This is a genomic window from Salinispora sp. H7-4, assembly GCF_013416675.1.
Lineage (GTDB): Bacteria > Actinomycetota > Actinomycetes > Mycobacteriales > Micromonosporaceae > Micromonospora > Micromonospora vitiensis.
This window is the reverse complement of record NZ_JABZED010000076.1, coordinates 1-19907: the sequence shown is the minus strand read 5'-3', so window position 1 is coordinate 19907 and position 19907 is coordinate 1. Positions and strand designations below refer to the sequence as shown.

The following is a 19907-nucleotide window of genomic DNA, read 5'->3' as shown; positions in this document are numbered from 1 at the left end:
TCGCCCTCAGTACATCCCGGCGTTGGCCGGGCCAGGTCCGGGGCCGGTCGGGGCGGCGGGACCAGCGTTGTTCGGTCGCTCCATCCCCTCCGCCTCGTCCAACATTCCCTCGCCCTCGAGCAGGGCCCGAACTTCGGATTCCCGAAATCGGCGATGCCCGCCCGGAGTTCGGATGCTGCCTATCCGGCCAGCCGCCGCCCACCTGGTCACAGTCTTCGGATCCACCCGAAACAGCGCGGCGACCTCGCCCGGCGTCAGCAGGCGATCTCCAGTGTCCACAGCCCCCTCCTCGCATCGACGAAGCCCCCGGCTGAACACACTGCCCCCGGCGGTGCGAGCCCAGAGCCGTCATGAGGGACGTATGGCAATTACAGCACCGGCAGTCAGTCGTGTCCGCCAAACGCGAGAAAAGCACTGATCAGGAGGTTAGGCAATGGTACCCGTAGCGGTGCCCTGTTGCGGTTGGTTCGTCAACAATGACAGGGCGCGGGGCCGACCATCGGGACCGGACGCCCGAGGGCCGGTCGGTGCTACTAGGGTCTACAGTCCGTGGACGCGATCGATCTGAACCTTATCGAACTGCTGCGGGGCAACGCCCGCCTCTCGTACGCCGAGCTCGCCCGCCAGGTGGGACTCTCGGCACCAGCAGTGCACGAGCGGGTCGGCAAGCTGGAGTCCAGTGGAGTCATCCGTGCGTACCGAGCCGAGATCGAGCCGGAGAGCATCGGGCTGGGCGTGACCGCCCTTATCGAGATCATTGAGGAGTCCGCCGCGGACACCGACGACGTGCTGGAGTCATTCCGCGCCATTCCGGAGATCGAGTCCTGCTACTTCATGGCCGGGGTGGAGTCGTTCCTGCTCAAGGCGAGGGTCGGCACTATCGGGGAGTTGGAGGCGCTGATCGTACGGTTGAACCGTACGCCCGGTGTCGCCTCCACCCGTACCGGGATCGCCCTGTCGACTAAGTGGGAGAACCGCCCCCAGCCCGTCGGTACACCGCCGGCCTGACCCAGCCGGCTCTCCGCCGACGTCAACCCGCCCGCCGGGCCCGGTGTACTCCCGCGCGGAGCTCGGTCACTGCGCGTGGGCCAGGATCAGGCCGTGCCGGCCCGGCTTGCTAGGTTGCTGGGCGTGACTCATCTGGACCGGTGTGACGAGGCGATCCGGGGGTGGGTGACCGAGGCGATTGCCGCCGTTGAGGCCGACGCCAACCGGTCCGCCGACACCCATCTGCTGCCGTTCCCCCTGCCTCGGCAGTGGGGAATCGACCTCTACCTCAAGGACGAGTCGGTGCATCCGACCGGTTCCCTGAAGCACCGGCTGGCCCGCTCCCTGTTCCTCTACGGGCTCTGCAACGGGTGGATCGGCCCGGGTACCACGATCGTGGAGGCATCCTCGGGGTCGACGGCGGTCTCCGAGGCGTACTTCGCCCGGATGCTGGGGCTGCCGTTTATCGCGGTGATGCCGGCGTCCACCTCGCCGGAGAAGATCGCGAAGATCGAGTTCCAGGAGGGGCGCTGCCACCTGGTGGACGACCCGGCCAAGGTGGTCATCGAGGCACGGTGGCTGGCCGAGGACACCGGCGGCCACTTCATGGACCAGTTCACGTACGCCGAGCGGGCCACGGACTGGCGGGGCAACAACAACATCGCCGAGTCGATCTTTTCGCAGCTGGCGTTGGAGCGGCACCCGGTGCCGGCGTGGGTCGTGGTCGGGGCCGGCACCGGCGGCACCAGCGCCACCATCGGCCGGTACACCCGCTTCCGGCGGCTGCCCACGAAGCTCTGCGTGGTGGACCCGGAGAACTCGGCGTTCTATCCGGCCTGGCAGGCCTCCGACTGGTCGGTGTGCACCGGCCGCGGCTCGCGAATCGAGGGCATCGGGCGACCGACGGTGGAGGCATCCTTCCTGCCGTCGGTGGTGGACCGGATGGTGCAGGTGCCCGACGCCGCCTCGCTGGCCGCGATGCGGGCCGGCTCCGCGGTGCTCGGCCGTCGGGTCGGTGGCTCGACCGGCACCAACCTCTGGGGTGCCTTCGGCCTGATCGCCGGCCTGCTCGCGGAGGGGAAGACCGGCTCGGTGGCCACCCTGATCTGTGACGCCGGGGACCGCTACGCCGACACCTACTACGCCGACGACTGGGTGGCCGCCCAGGGGCTCGATCTCGCCCCACATCTAGCGACCATCGAACGGTTCCTGGCCACCGGCGCCTGGCCGGCCTGAGGAGTGCCCTCCGGCCGGCCCGGCGCCGGCCGGGTCAGTAGCTGCTCGCGGCTGGCCGACCGCCGAACCGCCGATCCCCCGACCGTCGCTCCGACCGGCCTTCCGTCGACGGTCGCTCCGACCGGCCCTCTGCCGGCCGGCCCGGGTGGCGGCGATCGCCGGAACGCACCGGTTCGCCGCGGCGGTGTCGGTCCGGGAATCGGCGAGCCCCGTCTGGCCGGCCGGCGCGTCGGCGCGGCTCGGGCTCGTCCCGGACGGGTACGCCGCTCGGTTCCCGCGCGCCGGTCAGCTCGGCAAGTGCCGGGTCGCCGGCTCGCACCCGGGTCTGTGCCGGGGACACACCCGCCTTCTCCAGCATGGCGAGGGTGCCGCGGCGTTGTTTCGGCAGTGCCAGGGTCGCCACCGCGCCGGTCTCGCCGGCCCGTGCGGTCCGCCCTGCTCGGTGCAGGTAGTCCTTCGGATCCTTCGGCGGGTCAACGTGCAGCACCAGCGATACGCCGTCGACGTGGATGCCGCGGGCGGCCACGTCGGTGGCGACCAGGACATTCGTCCGGCCTTCCCGAAACTCGGCCAGGGTGCGGGTACGCATCCGCTGGGTCTTGCCGCCGTGCAGGCCGCCGGCGCGTACCCCGACTGCCGCGAGCTGCCCCACCAGCCGGTCCACGCCGAGCTGGGTCCGGGCGAAGACCATCGTCCGCCCCTCCCGGGCCGCGATCGACGCGACGACCGAGAACTTGTCCTGCGGTGGGATCAGCAGCAGGTGATGATCCATCGTTGCCACCGCGGCCGTCGGTGGCGCGGTCGAGTGGGTGACCGGGTCGGTCATGAAGCGCCGTACCAGCGTGTCCACGTCCCGGTCCAGGGTGGCCGAGAAGAGGAGCCGCTGCGCGTCGGCGGGAGTCTTCGCCAGCAGCTCGGTGACCTCGGGCAGGAACCCCATGTCGGCCATCTGGTCCGCCTCGTCCAGCACGGTGACCTCAATGTCGTCGAGGCGGCAGACGCCCCGCTCAATGAGGTCAGCGAGCCGGCCAGGTGTGGCCACCAGTACCTCGACGCCACGTCGTAGGGCACTGATCTGGCGGTCGTAGGGGACTCCGCCGACCGCGGTCCGCAGGAACACCCCGACCGCCCGGCCGAGCGGGAACAGGGCGTCGCTGACCTGCATAGCCAGCTCCCGAGTCGGTACCAGCACGAGCGCGCGCGGGTGTCGGGAGCGGGCCCGTTCCCCGTCCGCCATCCGGGCGAGCAGGGGGAGGCCGAACGCCAGCGTCTTTCCGGAGCCGGTCTGGCCGCGGCCGAGAACATCCCGGCCGGCGAGCGCATCCGGCATGGTGGCGCGCTGGATTTCGAACGGAGTGGTGATCCCCTGCCGGGTCAATGTCCGGACCAGGGGTTGGGGCAGGCCGAGCGCGGCGAAGTCGACGAGTTCGGGGGTGGACGGGGGCATGCCAGGGTCGATCGACGTGGTCAAGAATGGCCTTTCGAGTGGGGCGCATCTTCGCGATGGCCGCCGCGGCGGAATGCCGCCGGATCACCCGCAAGATCGCCCATGGGCGCGCGAAGAGGCGCGCCAGGTCAGTTTCCGCGCCAGTGTACGGCGATGTCCCACCGCGCCGTACACCCGCCGCGGCACAGTGGGCGGGCTCACCCGCTGGAGAGGTTCTGGAACGCCCCGTCCAGCGCATTGTTGGCGATGAGGACGACCACCACACCGATCGTCACCAGCAGGGCGAGCGAGGCGGCCAGGGCGACCAGCACCCGGGTATTGCTGGAGCGTTGCTCGTTCGATATCTCCGTCCGGCCCTGGGCGAGGATGTGCCCGGTCAGGGAGCCCGAGTTCTCCACCGGGTTGACCGGGAACACGACGGTGGACAGGCCCGATCCGTCACCGTAGAGGCTGCTCAGGTCACCCTCGTGCGGGTTTCGGCGCCCGGTGCCCGGCCGTTGCTGGTGGCCGGCCGCGGGGAAGGCCTGGGTGGCGGCGGCCGGGGCCGCCGCGGGGAAGGCCTGGGTGGCGGCGGCCGGGGCCGCGGTGGGGTGCCGGTGGCCAGTTGCGGGGAAGGCCTGGGTGCTGGCAGCCGAGGCCGTCGGCGGTGGTGACTCCGGGTGGACCCCGGAGACCGGCGATGTCGCGGTGCGCGGGGCGGGGAATGGGCCGGGCGCGGGGGCATTGGCTCGCCCGGGCGGCCCGGTGCTGCCGCCGGAGGTGGCCGGTGGTGGCGGGAACGGGGAGGTCGGCGCCGGGTCTGTTGGCGCGGGCACCGGCGGCCCAGGTGGTGCCGGTGCCGGGGGTACCGGGGCAGGTGGCGCCGGCTGTGGTCGGATCGGCCCGGGCGGGTGGGGACCGGGGACCGGCGCCGGCTCGGGTGCCGGTGGAGTTGGGTCTGGAACGGAAGGCTCGGGTGGCTGCACCGGCTCGGGCGGTCGCACCGGCTCGGGCGGTCGCACCGGCTCGGGCGGTCGCACCGGCTCGGGCGGTCGCACCGGCTCGGGTGGCTGCATCGACTCGGGCTCTCTGGGACCAGCCTGGTGGTGAACCCAGGCCTGCCCCGTCCCCGATCGGATGACCGTCGTGTCGGCGGCGGATGGGTCCACCGGGTCGTTCTGCTCGGCCATGTTCGCCCTCCGCGCCGTGCTCGCACCCGGACTCGTGTCACCCGAGCCGGGAATGCCTGGTCTCACCGTGCCACATTCCGTCCAGCTAGCACAGCTGGAGCAGGGCTACCGGCGGTCTGCCGGGTCACCCCGGGCGTCCGGCTACGGGTGCGGCGCGACCGTAGGGCCGGCTGTGCGGCGCGGTCGCGCCGGCTACGGCAGGAACGAACCGAGGCTCAGCCGGAATGAGCTGTCGAAGCCCAGCAGGAATGAGCTGCCGGTCGGTACCGCCGAGGGCGAGATGGTGGGGGGCGGGGGTGCCGAGGATGAGGCGGCGGGCGGTGGGGTGCTGGTCGGAGACGCCGAGGGCGAGGTGGTGGGGGACGGGGTGGTGCTGGGGCTGGTCGTGGGGGGCGGGGGGCTGGTTGGTGAGGTCGAGGGGGACGGGGTGGTGCTGGGGCTGGTCGAGGGGGACGGGGTGGTGCTGGGGCTGGTCGAGGGCGATGGGGTGGTGCTGGGGCTGGTCGAGGGCGATGGCGTCGGCTTCGGGCTGGCCGAGGCGGTCGGTGTGGGCGTCGGGGTTGGCGTGGGCGCGGGGACCCCGTCGACCACTCGTGTCGCCGCGTAGAGGCGCGACCAGGTCACAGTCGAGATCTTGACCACGTCGCCGCTGCTCGGGGCGTGGACCATCCGCCCGCCGCCGATGTACATGCCGATGTGGTGGATGCTGGTCCAGCTCGAGCCGGAGGCGAAGAAGAGAAGGTCACCGGGGAGTAGGCCGGTCCGGGGAACGGTGCGGTGCCGGGTCGCGTAGTACTGGTCGCGGGAGACCCGGGGCAGGCTGCGGTTGCCGGCCGAGCGGTAGGCGGCCCAGATCAGGCCCGAGCAGTCGAACCGATCCGGTCCCTCGGCCGCCCAGAGGTACGGGTCGCCGAGCTGGTCCAGCGCGTAGCGGACCGCCGCGCGGGCGGTGGGGTGCGCGGCGAGCCCGTTCGCGGTTTCGTTGGCGACCCACTGCGCGCCGAGCGCCTGCTCCGCCGCCTCCTGCTGACGCTCCAGCTCCAGCAGCTGGGCGGCGTTGTCCTGGCGGAGAGTGGTGAGCTTCGCCTTCTCGCTCTGCAGCGCCTGCTCGGTGCTGGCGTAGGAGGTGTTGACGGAACGCAGCCGAGACTGCGCCGCCGTCATCACCTGCTGCGCGGCCTGCTCGTCGGCGCGGGCGCGGTTGAGCTCCCGGGTCGCTGCGGTGGTCTCCCCGCCGGCGACGTCCTTCCCCCGGGCGAGGCCGGAGAGCTCGCTCAGATCCTGGAGATCGTCGGCGAAGGGCGCGGAGGGCAGCGCCGCAGCCGCCTTGAGCGCCTCGGCGGCCGCGGCATCGGCGCGCGACTGAGCCTTGGCCAGCGCGGTCAGGGCCACGTTCAGCTCCTGCTCGGCGGCGACGAGCTGTGCCTCCGCCTCGGTGCGCTGCTGCTTGAGCAGGAGTAGCTCGTCGCTCAGCTGGCCGATGCGGGCCTCGGCCGCGTAGATCTGGGCGGCGAGCGGCCCGTTGATGAGGTTGTTGACCGGCGTTGTGGCCGACGGGGCGAGCGGTTGACCGCCGGGCAGGCTGAGCGGGCCGGACAGGACCGGGCGGGCGCCGCTGTCGGGCACGGTGTCGGGCAGCGGCGGATCGGCGTAGACCGGCGCGCTGAGGGCACCGGCGGCGATGACGCCCAGCAACGCGGACCAGAGCTTGGGACGGAGCACCGGCGAGATCACTGGGTTTCGTCGAGGTAGCCGTCCGTAGCCGCTGTCGCCCATTCCGCTCCTTGTCTGGGTCAATCCGTGCATTGGGTGCACACGGTGGCCGGACGCTACCAGTGGTGTGTCGCGCTCGGCCTACCCTGTCTTATCGCACGCGGGCAGCAGTGTCGATGTGTGGCCGGGTTACGAGTGGCTGAGAGTTTGGGTAACGGCGACGGCGGAGAGCGGTGAGGTTCGTCGCGGCCCACCGCCCGCGCTGACTGTTGGTTCGCCGGCCCACGTAGGCTCGACCGGGACCGCAGGCGGAAGGGACGGGGCTGGAGATGGACGCCGGACTCAAGCGCGAGCTCGAAGCGAAGGTGTACGCCGGCGAGCGGCTGACCCGCGCGGACGGGATCGCCCTCTACGACAGCGACGATCTGACCTGGCTGGGGCGGCTCGCACACCACCGGCGGACCGAGCGCAACGGCGACCGGGTGATGTTCAACGTCAACCGGCACCTGAACCTGACCAACGTCTGCAGCGCCAGCTGTGCGTACTGCTCGTTCCAGCGCAAGCCGGGCGAGAAGGACGCGTACACGATGCGGATCGACGAGGCGGTCCGCAAGGCCAAGGAGATGGAGGACGAGCAGCTCACCGAGCTGCACATCGTCAACGGGCTGCACCCCACCCTGCCATGGCGCTACTACCCGAAGGTGCTCCGTGAGCTGAAGGCGGCGCTGCCGAACGTCCGGCTCAAGGCCTTCACCGCGACCGAGGTGCAGTGGTTCGAGAAGATCAGCGGCCTGAGCGCCGACGAGATCCTGGACGAGCTGATGGACGCCGGCCTGGAGTCGCTGACCGGCGGCGGTGCGGAGATCTTCGACTGGGAGGTGCGGCAGCACATCGTGGACCACGCCTGCCACTGGGAGGACTGGTCGCGCATCCACCGGTTGGCGCACAACAAGGGCATGAAGACCCCGTCAACCATGCTGTACGGGCACATCGAGGAGCCCCGGCACCGGGTTGACCACGTGCTGCGGCTGCGGGAGCTGCAGGACGAGACCAACGGCTTCGTGGTCTTCATCCCGCTGCGTTACCAGCATGACTTCGTCGACTCGGCGGACGGCAAGATCCGTAACCAGATCCAGGCGCGGACGACGATGGCCTCACCGGCGGAGTCGCTGAAGACGTACGCGGTGTCCCGGCTGCTCTTCGACAACGTCCCGCACGTGAAGTGCTTCTGGGTGATGCACGGGCTATCGGTCGCCCAGCTGTCGCTGAACTTCGGCGTGGACGACCTGGACGGCTCGGTGGTGGAATACAAGATCACCCATGACGCCGACTCGTACGGCACGCCGAGCACCATGAACCGGACTGACCTGCTGGATCTGATCTGGGATGCCGGGTTCCGCCCGGTCGAGCGCAACACCCGGTACGACGTCGTGCGCGAGTACGACGCCGCGCCCCCGCTCGCCGAGCGTCGCGCCCAGCCGCAGCAGGTGTGGGCCTGATCGTGCTGGTCGGCGGTTCGCGTACCCTCGTAGGGCCATGACCGAGCAGCGCAACAGAATTCCCCGGCGAGATGCCGAGGGGCGGGTGCTGACCCTGGGCGACCTGCTCGGGGTGAGCCTGGCCGGCTGGGTTGTCGGGGTGCTCGCGTTGGCGACCCTGGACCTGGGCTTCAGCTCGCTCAGTTCGGGGGAGTTCGGCCAGGCCAACGGGTGGTTGGCGGTGATCCTGCCGGCCTGGCTCTACTGGGATGACTTCCGCGCCTGGGGGTTTGGCGCCGCCCGGGTGGTGGCGGGCCTGGCGGCCGGAGCCGTGGGGCTGACCCTCGGCCTGGTGGTGGCCGGTTTCACCGCTGACCTGCCGCCGGTGGTTTCCGGCGGGCTGGGCGCGGTGGCCTTCACCGTCGGATACGCGGTGGTGTGGTTCCACGGGGTGCGGTGGCTGGCCCGGAGGACGGGCTGAGGCCGCCCGTCGACGGCGGAGAACGGAGTACGGAGATGAGCGCGGCGGTCAAGTACACGCTGGGCCGGATCGGGCTGTTTGTCGTCGTGCTGGCGGCCCTCTGGTTCGTGGAGTTGAATCTCTTTATCAAGCTGATGGTGGCGTTGATCTTCTCGGCGGCGCTCTCCTTCTTCCTGCTGCGGCCGTGGCGGGAGGAGATGGCCGAGGAGATGGCTGCCGCCACCGAGCGGCGGCGCGCGGAGAAGGAGCGGCTGCGCTCGGCGCTGGCCGGCGAGGATGAGGCCGGGACGGATTCGACGGAGTCGGGCGGGGACGCGCCGAAGTCCTGATCTGCCCGGGAAACTCGGGCCGCTGCCGGGATGTCCCGGCTTCGCCATCGAATTTATACATGGAAGAATATTGATATGACCATGCGCTGAGTGGTGGAGTGTGCGGTACCAGGCGGGAAAGGTTTCCCGCGCTTGTCAGGAGGTTGTCCATGGCCTTCCGCACCCCTACCCTCCGCCGCCGCCTCGCGCTCGTCGTCGCCGCGGGATTCGGCCTGCTCACCTTCGCCGCGTCACCGGTCTCCGCGAACACCACGCCGGAGGCCACCGGTGAGTCGGCCGCCGTCCAGTACCGGGTGCTCGGCCCGCGTACCGTGACCGACCGCAGCGCGGTCGCCAGCACCGGCGCCGCGATCGACTACTCCGAGCACGGTGTCCTGCACGTCACCGCCACCGCCGCCGAGGCCACCGCGATCACCAAGCTGGGCTTCGAGCTGGAGGAGGTGCCGGTAGCCCCCACCGGCCACGACCACGACCACGGGGACGTCGGCATCTCCGACTTTCCGCCCGCCGACTCCGACTACCACAACTACGCCGAGCTGACGGCGGTGGTGAACCAGGTGGTGGCGGAGCACCCCAGCATCGCGCGGAAGATCAGCATCGGCACCTCGCACGAGGGCCGGGACCTGATGGCGGTGAAGATCTCCGACAATGTCGGGACCGACGAGGACGAACCAGAAATCCTCTTCAACTCCCAGCAGCACGCTCGGGAGCACCTGACCGTGGAGATGGCGATCTACCTGCTCAACCTCTTCACCGACAACTACGGCAGTAACTCCCGGGTCACCAACGTGGTCAACAGCCGGGAGCTGTGGATCATCCCGACCGTGAACCCGGACGGCAGCGAGTACGACATCGCCACCGGCTCGTACCGGTCGTGGCGCAAGAATCGGCAGCCGAACAGCGGCTCGTCCTGGGTCGGCACCGACCTGAACCGCAACTGGGACTACCTCTGGGGCTGCTGCGGCGGCTCCTCCGGCTCCACCTCGTCGAGCACCTACCGGGGCCCGTCGCCCTTCTCCGCCCCGGAGACCGATGCGGTGCGCGACTTCGTGGACAGCCGGGTCGTGGGCGGAGTCCAGCAGATCAAGGCCAACATCGACTTCCACACCTACTCCGAGCTGGTGCTCTGGCCGTTCGGCTATACGTACAGCAACACCGCCCCGGGAATGACGGCCGACCAGTACAACACCTTCGCCACCATCGGCGGGGAGATGGCGGCCACCAACGGCTACACCCCGCAGCAGTCCAGTGACCTCTACATCACCGACGGCAGCAGCATCGACTGGATGTGGGGGGCGCACGGGATCTGGGCGTACACCTTCGAGCTGTACCCCGGCTCCGCCGCGGGCGGCGGCTTCTACCCACCCGACGAGGTCATCCCGGCGGAGACCGCCCGCAACCGCGAAGCCGTGCTGCTCCTCTCCGAGTACGCCGACTGCCCGTACCGGGCGATCGGCAAGGAGGACCAGTACTGCGGCGGTGGCGGCGGCGGGGAGACGGTCTGGGCGGACACCTTCGAGACCGCGACCGGCTGGACGATCAACCCCAACGGCACCGACACCGCCACCACCGGCCAGTGGGAGCGGGGTGCCGCCCAGGCGACCAGCTACTCCGGCGCCAAGCAGCTCACCCCGTACGCGGGCGGTAACGACCTGGTCACCGGCCGGCTCGCCGGCTCCTCGGTGGGCACCCACGACATCGACGGCGGCGTGACCAGCGCCCGCTCCCCGGCGGTGGCCCTGCCCTCGAGCGGCACGCTGACGCTCTCGTTGGCCTGGTACCTGGCGCACTACTCGAACGCCTCCTCGGCCGACTACTTCCGAGTCAGCGTCGTGCACAGCGGCGGCACCACCACCCTGCTCAACCAGGCCGGGGCGGCGACCAACCGCAGCGCCTCCTGGTCGGTGGCCAACCTCGACCTGACGCCGTACGCCGGCCAGTCGATCCAGATCCAGGTGGCGGCGGCGGACGCCGCCGGCGGGAGCCTCGTCGAGGCTGCCGTCGACAACGTCACCATCACCGTTTCCTGAATCCGGGTGGGGGCCCTGTCCCGCGGGGCCCCCACCCCACCTCGTCACACGTCTGCGGCCCTCCGGGCGCCGGCCCGACCGTGCGTTACGGTGCTACCGACCATCCCGCAGCGAAGCCGGTGAGAAACCGGCACTGTCCCGCAACTGTGATGCCCCGGGTCATCCCGGGGACGAGTCAGGTCGCCTGCGGTCGGTCGCGATATGCGCTCTCGAGGAAGGGCGCCTCGTGGACGGGCGCCTCGGTCCCTGTCGGCGAAGCAGCAACTCCTCGACCGACAGGAGGCCCGATGTCCAGACGTACCCCCCGGTTCCTCACCGCGGCTCTCGCGGTGGCCGCGCTCGCGCTCGGCGGCTGCGCCGAGAAGACCACCGACTCCCCCGCCGACAACGGCGCGTCCAGCGCCGCGACCTTCCCGGTAACGGTTGGCTCGCTGACGCTGGAAGAGCAGCCGGAGAAGATCATCTCGCTGTCGCCGACCGCCACCGAGATGCTCTTCGCGATCGGGGCGGGGCCGCAGGTCGTCGCGGTCGACGACAACTCCAACCACCCGGCGGAGGCACCGCGGACCGACCTCTCCGGCTTCCAGCCGAACGCCGAGGCGATCGCCGCCCACAACCCCGACCTGGTGCTGCTCGCCAGCGACCAGAACAAGATCGTGGACCAGCTCACCACGCTGAAGATCCCGGTCTTCCTCACCCCGGCTGCGGTCACGCTGGACGACACCTATCGGCAGTTCACCGAGGTCGGCGCGTTGACCGGGCATCCCGGCGAGGCCGCCGACGTGGTCAGCCAGATGCAGGACGACATCGCGGAGTTGGTCGCGGACCTGCCCGAGCGGGCGGAGAAGCTCACCTACTTCCACGAGCTCGCCCCCGAGCTGTACACCGCCACCAGCAAGACCTTCATCGGCTCGCTCTACGCGCTCGCCGGGCTCGAGAACATCGCCGACCCGGCCGACGCGGACGGCGCGAGTGGCGGCTACCCGCAGCTCTCCGAGGAGGTCATCGTCCAGGCCAACCCGGACTTCATCTTCCTCGCCGACACCAAGTGCTGCCAGCAGAGCGTCGCGTCGGTCCAGGACCGACCCGGCTGGTCGACGATCACCGCCGTACAGGAGGGCCAGGTCGTCGCGCTCGACGACGACATCGCCTCCCGGTGGGGCCCGCGCGTCGTCGACCTGCTCCGCACGATCATCGAGGCGACCGCCAAGGTCCCCGCGTGACGCTGGGCTGGTGGCGATAGCAGAGGCCTCCCCATGCGGCAGGTGGTAACCCAGCGCCCCGCCGACCGCCCCACCGGCGGGCCGGCGGGGCGGTCAGCCGCGGCTCGGCCCGCCGGACTGCGGCCCCGCTGGCTCGTCGCCGGGCTGGCCGCGGTGCTGGCCGCCCTGGTGGCGGGCGTCTCCCTCGGCCCGGTCAGCCTGCCACCCGGCAGCGTCGCGGTCGAGCTGCTGAACCTCCTCCCCGGGGTCGGCCTCGACAGCGGGCTCACCGAGCGGGAGGTCGCCATCATCACCGAGCTGCGCCTGCCCCGGGCCGTACTCGGCCTGCTCGTCGGCGGATTGCTCGCCCTGGCCGGCGGCGCCTACCAGGGCGTGTTCCGCAACCCGCTGGCCGACCCGTACCTGCTCGGGGTCGCGGCCGGCGCCGGGTTCGCGGTCACCGTGGTGATCACCGCAGGCGGGGTCGGCGGGGCGGTCACCGGGCTGCCGGTCACCATCCCGCTGGCCGCCTTCGTCGGCGCGATCGGCGCGGTCACGCTGACCTACCTGCTCGGCTCCGCCGGCGGCCGAAGCCGATCACCGGCGACCCTGATCCTGGCCGGGGTGGCGGTCTCCGCCTTCCTCTCCGCCGGACAGACGTACCTGCTGCAACGCAACTCGGACAGCATCCAACAGGTCTATGCCTGGCTGCTCGGGCGGCTCGCCACCGCCGGCTGGCACGACGTACGGCTGGTCCTGCCGTACTTCCTGCTGACCGCCGTGGTGGTCCTGCTGCACCGGCGGGAACTGGACGTCCTCTCGGTCGGCGACGACGAGGCGACCAGCCTGGGCCTGCACCCGCAACGGTCCCGCTACCTGCTGATCGCCGCCGCCTCCCTCGGCACCGCCGCCGCGGTCTCCGCGTCCGGGCTGATCGGCTTCGTCGGAATCATCGTGCCGCACGCCGTACGACTGCTCGCCGGCTCCAGCTACCGGGTGATCCTGCCGCTGTCGATGCTCTTCGGCGGGGCGTTCCTGGCGCTCACCGACGTGGTCGCCCGTACCGCCGCCGCCCCCGAGGAGATCCCGATCGGTGTGGTGACCGCGCTGCTCGGCGGCCCCTTCTTCGTCCTGGTCCTGCGGAGCGCCCGGCGGGTGCTGGGATGAGCGCACCGGCGGTGGCGGTACGCGACCTGCGGGTCCGGCTGGCCGGCGTACCCATCCTCACCGGGGTCGACCTGAGCGTCGCCGCCGGCGAGTGGGTCACCGTGATCGGCCCGAACGGCGCCGGCAAGTCGACGCTGCTGCGCGCCGTCGGCGGCCTGCTGCCCACCGGGGGCGCGGTCTCCCTCTTCGGTACGCCGATCCAGCAGCTGCGTCGCCGGGACCGGGCCCGGGTGGTGGCGACGGTCGCCCAGTCGCCGGTGGTGCCGGCCGGGATGTCGGTCCTGGACTACGTGCTACTCGGCCGCACCCCGTACATCGCGCCGCTGGGCCGGGAGTCCACCGCCGACCTGGCCGCCGCGCACGATGTCCTGGACCGGCTGGACCTCACCGGATTCCACGCCCGGGAACTGGCCACCCTCTCCGGTGGCGAGCGGCAGCGGGTCTTCCTGGCCCGGGCCTTCGCCCAGGGGGCCACCCTGCTGCTGCTCGACGAACCGATCAGCGCGCTGGACATCGGCCACCAACAGGACGTCCTCGAACTGGTCGACCAGCTTCGCCGGGCGCACGGCCTGACCGTGGTGGCGACCATGCACGATCTCTCCATCGCCGGCGAGTACGCCGATCGGATGGTGCTCCTCGCGGACGGTCACGTGGCCGCCGTCGGCACCCCCCGGGAGGTGCTCACGACAGAGCTGCTGGCTCGCCACTACCGCGCCACCGTGAAGGTGATCGACGGCGAGTACGGCCCACTGGTGGTACCCGTCCGCCCCGCCTCCGCACCCGACGGGATGCTGGAGATCAGGGCGGGGTGATCGCGTTGAAGAGCGCGCCCTGTGGGTCGCGCAGGGCCGTGCAGCGACCGGCCGCGGTGTCGCGGGGCGGCACCAGGATCGCCCCGCCCAGGGCGGCGGCCCGGGCGGCGGTCGCGTCCACGTCCGCCACCCCGAAATACACCGACCAGTACGCGGGCGCGCCGGCCGGGTAGTCGCCGAGTGGGGCGGTCATCCCGGCGACGATCTGGCTGCCGAGGCGCCAGCCGGTGTGGCCGGCCGAACCGGTTGGCGGCTCGTCCGGCTGCCAGCCGAAGACCAGCTCGTAGAAGACCTTCGCGCCCTCCGGGTCCGGGGTGACCAGTTCGGTCCAGCTCATTGCCCCCGGCACCCCGAAGACCTCGCCGCCGGGCATCCGGAACGGCTGCCACACACACAGCGTCGCGCCCGCCGGGTCGCTCAACACCGCCATCCGACCGCGGTCGAGCACGTCGAAGGGGGACACCACGAGCTGCCCGCCGGCCTCCTCGACCCGCGCGGCCACCAGGTCGGCGTCGTCGGCGGCGACGTAGATCGACCAGATCGGCACCTGCTCGGGAACGGCCGGCAGCCCGGCACCCGCCACCGCCTGGCCGCGGCGGAGGAAGTCGGTGTAGCCATTCGCCTCGGGCTCCGGCGCGATCCGGCCGGTCCAGCCGAACAGCTCCGGGTAGAAGCGGCGCGCGTCGTCGAGGTCCGGCGCGGCCAGGTCAGCCCAGCAGGGCGTGCCCGCCGGAACGATGCCCACGTCAACCCCTCTCGTCCGGGGCGGCCACGGTGGCACGGCCCCGACCCGCATGATGACACTGCCACGGTCCACCCGGCGGGAAACGGGGAAACATGACCCAAGCGGCGACCCACACATGGGGGGCCACCGAGTCCGGCCATGCGTGCAACAAGATCGGTCCGGCCGGACAGGGTTAGGTGTGACAACCCGATTGCACCCACCGGACCAGGAACTCTGGTCGGCGTTGGCCGGCGGTGACGAGGCCGCGTTCGGTCAGCTGTTCGAGCGGTACGCCCGTGCGGTCTACAACCATGCCTTCCGGCTCTGCGGCTCCTGGTCGGTCGCGGAGGACATCACCCAGGCGACGTTCCTGGTGGCCTGGCGTCGGCGCGGCGAGGCCCGCCTGGTTGACGGTTCCGCGCTGCCCTGGCTGCTGGTGGTGGCGACCAACACCGCCCGTACCGAGTGGCGCTCCGCCCGGCGATGGCGGGCGCTGCTGCGCCGGGTGCCGCAGGAGCGGGAGGCCCACGCCGACCCCGCCGACGAGGTCGTCGGTCGGCTGGACGACGAACGCCGGATGGCGTCGGTCCTCTCGGCGGTCCGCCGGCTGCCTCGCGCGGAGCGGGAGGCGGTCGCCCTGTGTCTCTGGTCCGGCGTTCCCTACGCCGAGGCCGCGACCGTGCTCGGGATCAGCGAGGTCGCGCTCCGCTCTCGGGTGAGTCGCGCCCGGGCCCGGCTGGCCCGGATATTCAGCACCGACAACAGGCAGGAGCAGTGATGACCGAGCTCTTCGACCCGCCCCCCGAGCGGGATTTGCCCGCCCGGCAAGTGACCCGGATGCGCGCCGAGTTGCTCAACACGATCAGCCGGCCGCAGCGACGTCCGACTCGGCTGCGGGTCGCCGTCGTGGCGGCCACGGCGGTCGTGGCTGTCAGCGCGGTCCTACTCGTTGGCAGGCCGGGCCTACCCGGAGCAGAGCCCTCCGGCGGGTTCGAACTAGTGGCGATGGGTCCAACCGAGCTGAGCCCGACGTTGCACAAGTCGGTCGAGCAGTGTCTGGATTGGAATGCGCAGGAGCCGTTGCACACCGAGAATTCAGCCGAAGGCGGCGGCGCCAGCGAAGGAGGTGCGCCGGGGGCTTCCTGGCCGGCGGTGACAGAGGATGACCTGGCGGTCGCCGCCCAACGGGACGACACGGCCGCCCTGCTCTTCCTGACGGAGGCGGGTTACCTCACCTGCGACGTTCGGCTCCGGGCTGGACGAGCGCCCAGCGGGGGCCTCGGCGGCGTTGCGCACTGGCCGCAACGGGACTGGTTGCCCGGTCCGGTGCAGTGGCTCAGCCTCAGCTCGACTGAAGCCGACGGCGGCGACGTGGCCGTGAGCGGCCGGATCAGCGCCCGCGTGCATCGCCTCGTCCTCGAACACGGCGACGGCGGGTCGACCACCGCCCGGCTCGCCTCCGGGGTCTTTGGGCTGGTCACCAAGGGTGCCGAGGTCAATCGGAACGCCGAGTTGGTCAGCTACGACGCCGACCGAAACGAGATCGACCGTCGGCTGCTGGTCCACGGGGTCTGGGAGCTCGAGCACTGCTACGTCGACCCGTCCGGCCAGATCATCAACCCCCCGGTGGTCGGCGAGGACGAGCCGCATCCTGAGCCGCCGTTGGTCGCCGACTGCCGGCCCGCCGAACGCTGGACCCGGTAGCGGGGTAGGTGCAGCTCTGCATCGTGCAACCCGGTGAAGTGTCGTTGCCGATTGGAGGAAGTGCCGGCGTTGCTGTCGGCGGCTGCCAGCGAAAATCCGTCGATGGGAGCGGCTGGACGGGCTAGGCTGGTCGATCCGTGCGCCCTCGCGCCGCGCCGAGGCACAGCCGGTACCCGACATGGGTGGCCGGGCGGCCAGGTCACCCTGTCGACCCGGAGGAACCGCCGTCATGCCCGCCGATCACGCCGCTGACCGTACCGTTGACCTCACTGTTGAACTCGACGCCGAGCGTGCGCACATGGCCACGTCGCGGGCCGCCCTGCACGCGATGCGCGAGCACGCCGAAGCCATGTACGCCGTCGGCGCGAAGATCGCCGGGGACCCCTTCTCCGCCGAGACCCTCGGGGTGGCGTTGGCCCGCCGGGTGGCCGAACTGGCCGACGACCCCCGTACCCCGCTGTTCTTCGGCCGCCTCGACCTCGACGGGGCCGCCGAGGCGGGAGCGGGCCCCGAGCCCGGAGCTGCCGCTGAGCCCGGTCCCGCCCCCGAGCCGGGAGCGGGCCCGGTGCCCGGCCGGTACCACATCGGACGACGGCACGTAACCGACCAGCTTGGTGAGCCGCTGGTGTTGGACTGGCGAGCGCCGGTCAGCCGCGCCTTCTACCAGGCCAGCGTCCGTGACCCGCAGGGCGTACGGACCCGTCGTCGGTTCGGGTTCGCCGGCGGCGACCTGACCAGCTTCGAAGACGAACGCCTCGACCAGGGGGAGGAGTTCGGCACCACCAGCAAGATCCTGATCGAGGAGATCGAACGCCCCCGGGTCGGGCCGATGCGCGACATCGTCGCGACGATCCAGCCCGAGCAGGATGAGCTGGTTCGCGCCGACCTCGACACCTCGATCTGCGTACAGGGTGCACCCGGAACCGGCAAGACCGCCGTCGGTCTGCACCGGGCCGCGTACCTGCTCTATCTGCACCGGGAACGGCTTCGGCGTACCGGCGTGTTGATTCTCGGGCCGAACCCGGCGTTCCTCGGCTACATCTCGGCGGTCCTGCCGGCGCTCGGTGAGCTGGAGGTGCGGCAGGCCACCCTGGAGGGGCTCATCGGGCGGGTGCCGGTCTCCGGTGTTGATCCGGTCGAGGCCGAGGTCATCAAGCACGACCCCCGGATGGCCACCGTGCTGCGGCGGGCGCTCTGGTCCCGGCTGGGGCGAGCGGAGTCCGCGATCCAGGTATCCGACGGGGCCTACCGGTGGCGCATCGATCCGGGGGTGCTCACCCGCCTGGTTGACGACACCCGGCGGGAGGATCCCGCATACCTGCTCGGCCGGGAACGGGTCCGCGCCCGGGTCGTCGGTCTGCTGCAACGCCAGGCCGAGACGCGCTCCGGCGAGTCACCGGGGGAGCCGTGGCAACGGCGGATGGGAAAGGCGAAACCGGTGGTCGAGTTCCTCGACGCCTGCTGGCCGGCGGTGACGCCGCAGTCCCTCGTCTTCGAGTTGCTCAGCGACGCGGAGGCGCTGGCCCGCGCCGCCGAGGGCATCCTCACCGAGACCGAGTGTCAGGCGCTGCGCTGGCCCCGGCGCTTCCGGAGCGTCAAGAGCGTCCGGTGGAGCAGCGCCGATCTGGTGCTGCTCGACGAGGCCGCCGGGCTCCTAGAGCGGGAGTCGAGCCTGCACCACATCATCATCGACGAGGCGCAGGACCTCTCCCCGATGCAGTGTCGGGCCATCGCCCGGCGCACCACCCACGGGTCGATCACGCTCCTCGGTGACCTCGCCCAGGGCACGGCACCGTGGGCGGCGACCGACTGGGCGGAGTCACTGCGGCACCTGGGTAAGCCGGACGCGGCGGTGGTGCCGTTGACCACCGGGTTCCGCGTACCGGAGGCGGTGGTGGCGCTGGCCAACCGACTCCTGCCCGCGCTGGAGGTGAACGTCCCCCCAGCGGTGTCGCTGCGTTCGGACGGCGGTCTCGTCCTGCGCCGGGTGGACGACCTGGCCGCCGAGGTGGTCGCGGAGTTGGCCGCTACCCGCTCGCTACCCGGGTCGGTCGGGGTGATCGCCGCTGACCGGCACCTGGACGAGCTGCGGGCCGCGCTCGTCGCGGCCGGGGAAGAGCCCGGGGGACTCGACGCCCCGGAGAGCGGGCGCGTCACCGTCGTCCCGGCGACGCTGGCCAAGGGCCTGGAGTACGACCACGTGATCGTCGTCGAACCGGCCGAGATCGTGGACGCGGAGCCGCGCGGACTGCACCGGCTCTACGTCGTGCTCACCCGCGCGGTGACCCGGTTGACGGTGCTGCATGCCCGCCCGTTGCCCGGCGTACTCGCCACCGATGCGCTCGACCAGGCCACCGGCGCCGCGGTGCCCGCCCCGGCGTGACTCACGCCGCCGGGCCCCTGGCGGCCGGCCAAGACAAGCGCATGACCTCGGGTTCCGGCGGTGGCTGCGGTGTTGGCCACTTCGGCCCTGACCCGGCGTCGCGGTACGCGGTGGCGGCGATACGGTCGGGGCATGGTAGAGCCGGTCGCACGCCCTCGGGTCGGGCACATCCAGTTCCTGAACTGCCTACCGATCTACTGGGGGCTGATGCGCTCGGGCGCCCTGATCGACGTTGACCTGCACAAGGACTCGCCGGATCGGTTGAGCGCCGCGCTGGTCGCCGGTGATCTCGACATCGGCCCGATCACCCTGGTGGAGTACCTGCGCAACGCCGACGACCTGCTGCTGCTGCCCGATCTCGCGGTGGGGAGTGACGGACCGGTGCTCTCGGTCAACGTCGTCTCGACCCGCCCGCTGGCCGACCTCGACCGGCGCCGGGTCGCGCTCGGGTCGACCTCGCGGACCGGCGTGCTGCTGGCCCAGCTGCTGCTCGCCGAGCGGTACGGGGTACGGCCCGAGTACTTCCGCTGCCCGCCGGACCTCACCCAGATGCTGCTGGAGGCGGACGCCGGGGTGCTGATCGGCGATGTGGCGCTGCGGGCTTTCCTGGAAGCGCCGTCCCGCGGCCTCACTGTCACCGACCTCGGTCAGGCGTGGAACGAGTGGACCGGGCTGCCGATGGTTTTCGCCGTCTGGGCGGTCCGCCGGGACTTCGCCGCCGCCCATCCCGGCCTGGTCAAGGAGGTGCACGAGGCGTTCCTGCGGTCCCGGGACCTCTGCCTGGCCGAGTTGGACCAGGTGGCCACGGCGGCGGCCCGCTGGGAGAGCTTCGACGCGGAGACGCTGGCGACGTACTTTCGGAGGTTGGACTTCAGCCTGGGGGATCGCCAGGTCGCCGGGCTGCGCGAGTTCGCCCGCCGGGCCGCTGCCGCCGGCGTCGTCCCCGAGCTTCCCGCCGACGGCCCGGCCCGCTTCGTCGGTTGACCGCTGCGGCCCGCGCTGACCGCTGCGGCCCGCGCTGACCGCTGCGGCCCGCGCTGACCGC

General features: G+C 71.5%; 18 protein-coding genes and 1 riboswitch. Of the genes, 13 read left to right on the top strand and 5 right to left on the bottom strand.

The window, feature by feature from the left end; genetic code table 11:
- Positions 1 to 6: 6 nt before the first annotated feature.
- On the bottom strand, positions 7 to 279 hold the full coding sequence (locus H0524_RS24010) for a BldC family transcriptional regulator (protein WP_018217206.1): 273 nt from the start codon (positions 277 to 279) through the stop codon (positions 7 to 9).
- 270 nt (positions 280 to 549) lie between these two features.
- On the opposite strand from H0524_RS24010, the gene H0524_RS24005 reads away from it, so the two are divergent.
- Entirely contained in the window at positions 550 to 1008 is a 459-nt protein-coding gene (locus H0524_RS24005) for an Lrp/AsnC family transcriptional regulator (RefSeq protein WP_018217205.1), read from the top strand.
- A 114-nt stretch (positions 1009 to 1122) separates the two neighbouring features.
- Entirely contained in the window at positions 1123 to 2223 is a 1101-nt protein-coding gene (locus H0524_RS24000; protein WP_026184715.1) for a PLP-dependent cysteine synthase family protein, read from the top strand.
- 34 nt (positions 2224 to 2257) lie between these two features.
- Here H0524_RS24000 and H0524_RS23995 read toward each other — a convergent pair whose 3' ends face one another.
- The 3 genes from H0524_RS23995 to H0524_RS23985 all read right to left on the bottom strand — a co-directional run bounded on the left by H0524_RS23995 (position 2258) and on the right by H0524_RS23985 (position 6615).
- Positions 2258 to 3670, bottom strand: a complete 1413-nt coding sequence (locus tag H0524_RS23995) for a DEAD/DEAH box helicase (RefSeq protein WP_180200684.1) — start codon at positions 3668 to 3670, stop codon at positions 2258 to 2260.
- 197 nt (positions 3671 to 3867) lie between these two features.
- Positions 3868 to 4485, bottom strand: coding sequence for a hypothetical protein (locus tag H0524_RS25225; protein ID WP_180200683.1), 618 nt, complete (start codon positions 4483 to 4485; stop codon positions 3868 to 3870).
- A gap of 546 nt (positions 4486 to 5031) precedes the next feature.
- Positions 5032 to 6615 carry a C40 family peptidase gene (locus tag H0524_RS23985; protein WP_180200682.1) on the bottom strand — a complete coding sequence of 528 codons (1584 nt, stop codon included), beginning with the start codon at positions 6613 to 6615 and terminating at the stop codon, positions 5032 to 5034.
- A 266-nt stretch (positions 6616 to 6881) separates the two neighbouring features.
- Here H0524_RS23985 and mqnE point away from each other — a divergent pair, with 266 nt between their 5' ends.
- From mqnE to H0524_RS23950, 7 genes are all read left to right on the top strand, one after another.
- The gene (gene mqnE, locus H0524_RS23980; protein WP_180200681.1) at positions 6882 to 8051 is read left to right on the top strand and encodes an aminofutalosine synthase MqnE; all 1170 of its coding nucleotides are present in this window, start codon (positions 6882 to 6884) and stop codon (positions 8049 to 8051) included.
- Positions 8052 to 8088: 37 nt separating this feature from the next.
- Entirely contained in the window at positions 8089 to 8511 is a 423-nt protein-coding gene (locus H0524_RS23975) for a hypothetical protein (protein WP_180200680.1), read from the top strand.
- Between the two features lie 35 nt (positions 8512 to 8546).
- On the top strand, positions 8547 to 8840 hold the full coding sequence (locus H0524_RS23970; RefSeq protein WP_180200679.1) for a DUF4229 domain-containing protein: 294 nt from the start codon (positions 8547 to 8549) through the stop codon (positions 8838 to 8840).
- A gap of 149 nt (positions 8841 to 8989) precedes the next feature.
- Positions 8990 to 10870 (top strand): M14 family metallopeptidase, encoded by a 1881-nt coding sequence (locus H0524_RS23965; protein WP_180200678.1) that lies wholly within the window; start codon positions 8990 to 8992, stop codon positions 10868 to 10870.
- 61 nt (positions 10871 to 10931) lie between these two features.
- Positions 10932 to 11077: riboswitch (cobalamin riboswitch) on the top strand.
- An 80-nt stretch (positions 11078 to 11157) separates the two neighbouring features.
- Entirely contained in the window at positions 11158 to 12093 is a 936-nt protein-coding gene (locus H0524_RS23960; protein ID WP_180200677.1) for an ABC transporter substrate-binding protein, read from the top strand.
- Between the two features lie 33 nt (positions 12094 to 12126).
- Positions 12127 to 13239, top strand: coding sequence for an iron ABC transporter permease (locus H0524_RS23955; protein ID WP_018727621.1), 1113 nt, complete (start codon positions 12127 to 12129; stop codon positions 13237 to 13239).
- A complete protein-coding gene (locus H0524_RS23950; RefSeq protein ID WP_180200676.1) occupies positions 13236 to 14051 on the top strand; it encodes an ABC transporter ATP-binding protein in 816 nt (271 codons plus the stop codon). Before H0524_RS23955 ends, H0524_RS23950 begins: the two co-directional genes overlap by 4 nt.
- Here H0524_RS23950 and H0524_RS23945 read toward each other — a convergent pair.
- The gene (locus H0524_RS23945) at positions 14038 to 14796 is read right to left on the bottom strand and encodes a VOC family protein (RefSeq protein WP_180200675.1); all 759 of its coding nucleotides are present in this window, start codon (positions 14794 to 14796) and stop codon (positions 14038 to 14040) included. The genes H0524_RS23950 and H0524_RS23945 overlap by 14 nt on opposite strands.
- A gap of 178 nt (positions 14797 to 14974) precedes the next feature.
- Between H0524_RS23945 and H0524_RS23940 the strand changes: the two genes are divergently transcribed.
- The 4 genes from H0524_RS23940 to H0524_RS23925 all read left to right on the top strand — a co-directional run bounded on the left by H0524_RS23940 (position 14975) and on the right by H0524_RS23925 (position 19846).
- The gene (locus H0524_RS23940; RefSeq protein ID WP_026322837.1) at positions 14975 to 15553 is read left to right on the top strand and encodes an RNA polymerase sigma factor; all 579 of its coding nucleotides are present in this window, start codon (positions 14975 to 14977) and stop codon (positions 15551 to 15553) included.
- Positions 15553 to 16479: a hypothetical protein gene (locus H0524_RS23935; RefSeq protein ID WP_180200674.1), complete on the top strand. Its 927-nt coding sequence runs from the start codon at positions 15553 to 15555 to the stop codon at positions 16477 to 16479. Before H0524_RS23940 ends, H0524_RS23935 begins: the two co-directional genes overlap by 1 nt.
- A gap of 229 nt (positions 16480 to 16708) precedes the next feature.
- A complete protein-coding gene (locus tag H0524_RS23930; RefSeq protein ID WP_180200673.1) occupies positions 16709 to 18862 on the top strand; it encodes an AAA family ATPase in 2154 nt (717 codons plus the stop codon).
- A 132-nt stretch (positions 18863 to 18994) separates the two neighbouring features.
- Positions 18995 to 19846 (top strand): menaquinone biosynthetic enzyme MqnA/MqnD family protein, encoded by an 852-nt coding sequence (locus H0524_RS23925; RefSeq protein ID WP_180200672.1) that lies wholly within the window; start codon positions 18995 to 18997, stop codon positions 19844 to 19846.
- Positions 19847 to 19907: the final 61 nt, after the last annotated feature.

What these genes read in the sequence shown, in the direction of transcription:
- mqnE (WP_180200681.1), top strand. Translation starts at nt 6,882, where the DNA reads ATGGACGCCGGACTCAAGCGCGAGCTCGAAGCGAAGGTGTACGCCGGC.
- H0524_RS23925 (WP_180200672.1), top strand. Translation starts at nt 18,995, where the DNA reads ATGGTAGAGCCGGTCGCACGCCCTCGGGTCGGGCACATCCAGTTCCTG.
- H0524_RS23995 (WP_180200684.1), bottom strand. Translation starts at nt 3,670, where the DNA reads ATGCCCCCGTCCACCCCCGAACTCGTCGACTTCGCCGCGCTCGGCCTG.
- H0524_RS23965 (WP_180200678.1), top strand. Translation starts at nt 8,990, where the DNA reads ATGGCCTTCCGCACCCCTACCCTCCGCCGCCGCCTCGCGCTCGTCGTC.
- H0524_RS23985 (WP_180200682.1), bottom strand. Translation starts at nt 6,615, where the DNA reads ATGGGCGACAGCGGCTACGGACGGCTACCTCGACGAAACCCAGTGATC.
- H0524_RS23975 (WP_180200680.1), top strand. Translation starts at nt 8,089, where the DNA reads ATGACCGAGCAGCGCAACAGAATTCCCCGGCGAGATGCCGAGGGGCGG.
- H0524_RS23935 (WP_180200674.1), top strand. Translation starts at nt 15,553, where the DNA reads ATGACCGAGCTCTTCGACCCGCCCCCCGAGCGGGATTTGCCCGCCCGG.
- H0524_RS23950 (WP_180200676.1), top strand. Translation starts at nt 13,236, where the DNA reads ATGAGCGCACCGGCGGTGGCGGTACGCGACCTGCGGGTCCGGCTGGCC.
- H0524_RS23930 (WP_180200673.1), top strand. Translation starts at nt 16,709, where the DNA reads ATGCCCGCCGATCACGCCGCTGACCGTACCGTTGACCTCACTGTTGAA.
- H0524_RS23960 (WP_180200677.1), top strand. Translation starts at nt 11,158, where the DNA reads ATGTCCAGACGTACCCCCCGGTTCCTCACCGCGGCTCTCGCGGTGGCC.
- H0524_RS23955 (WP_018727621.1), top strand. Translation starts at nt 12,127, where the DNA reads ATGCGGCAGGTGGTAACCCAGCGCCCCGCCGACCGCCCCACCGGCGGG.
- H0524_RS23970 (WP_180200679.1), top strand. Translation starts at nt 8,547, where the DNA reads ATGAGCGCGGCGGTCAAGTACACGCTGGGCCGGATCGGGCTGTTTGTC.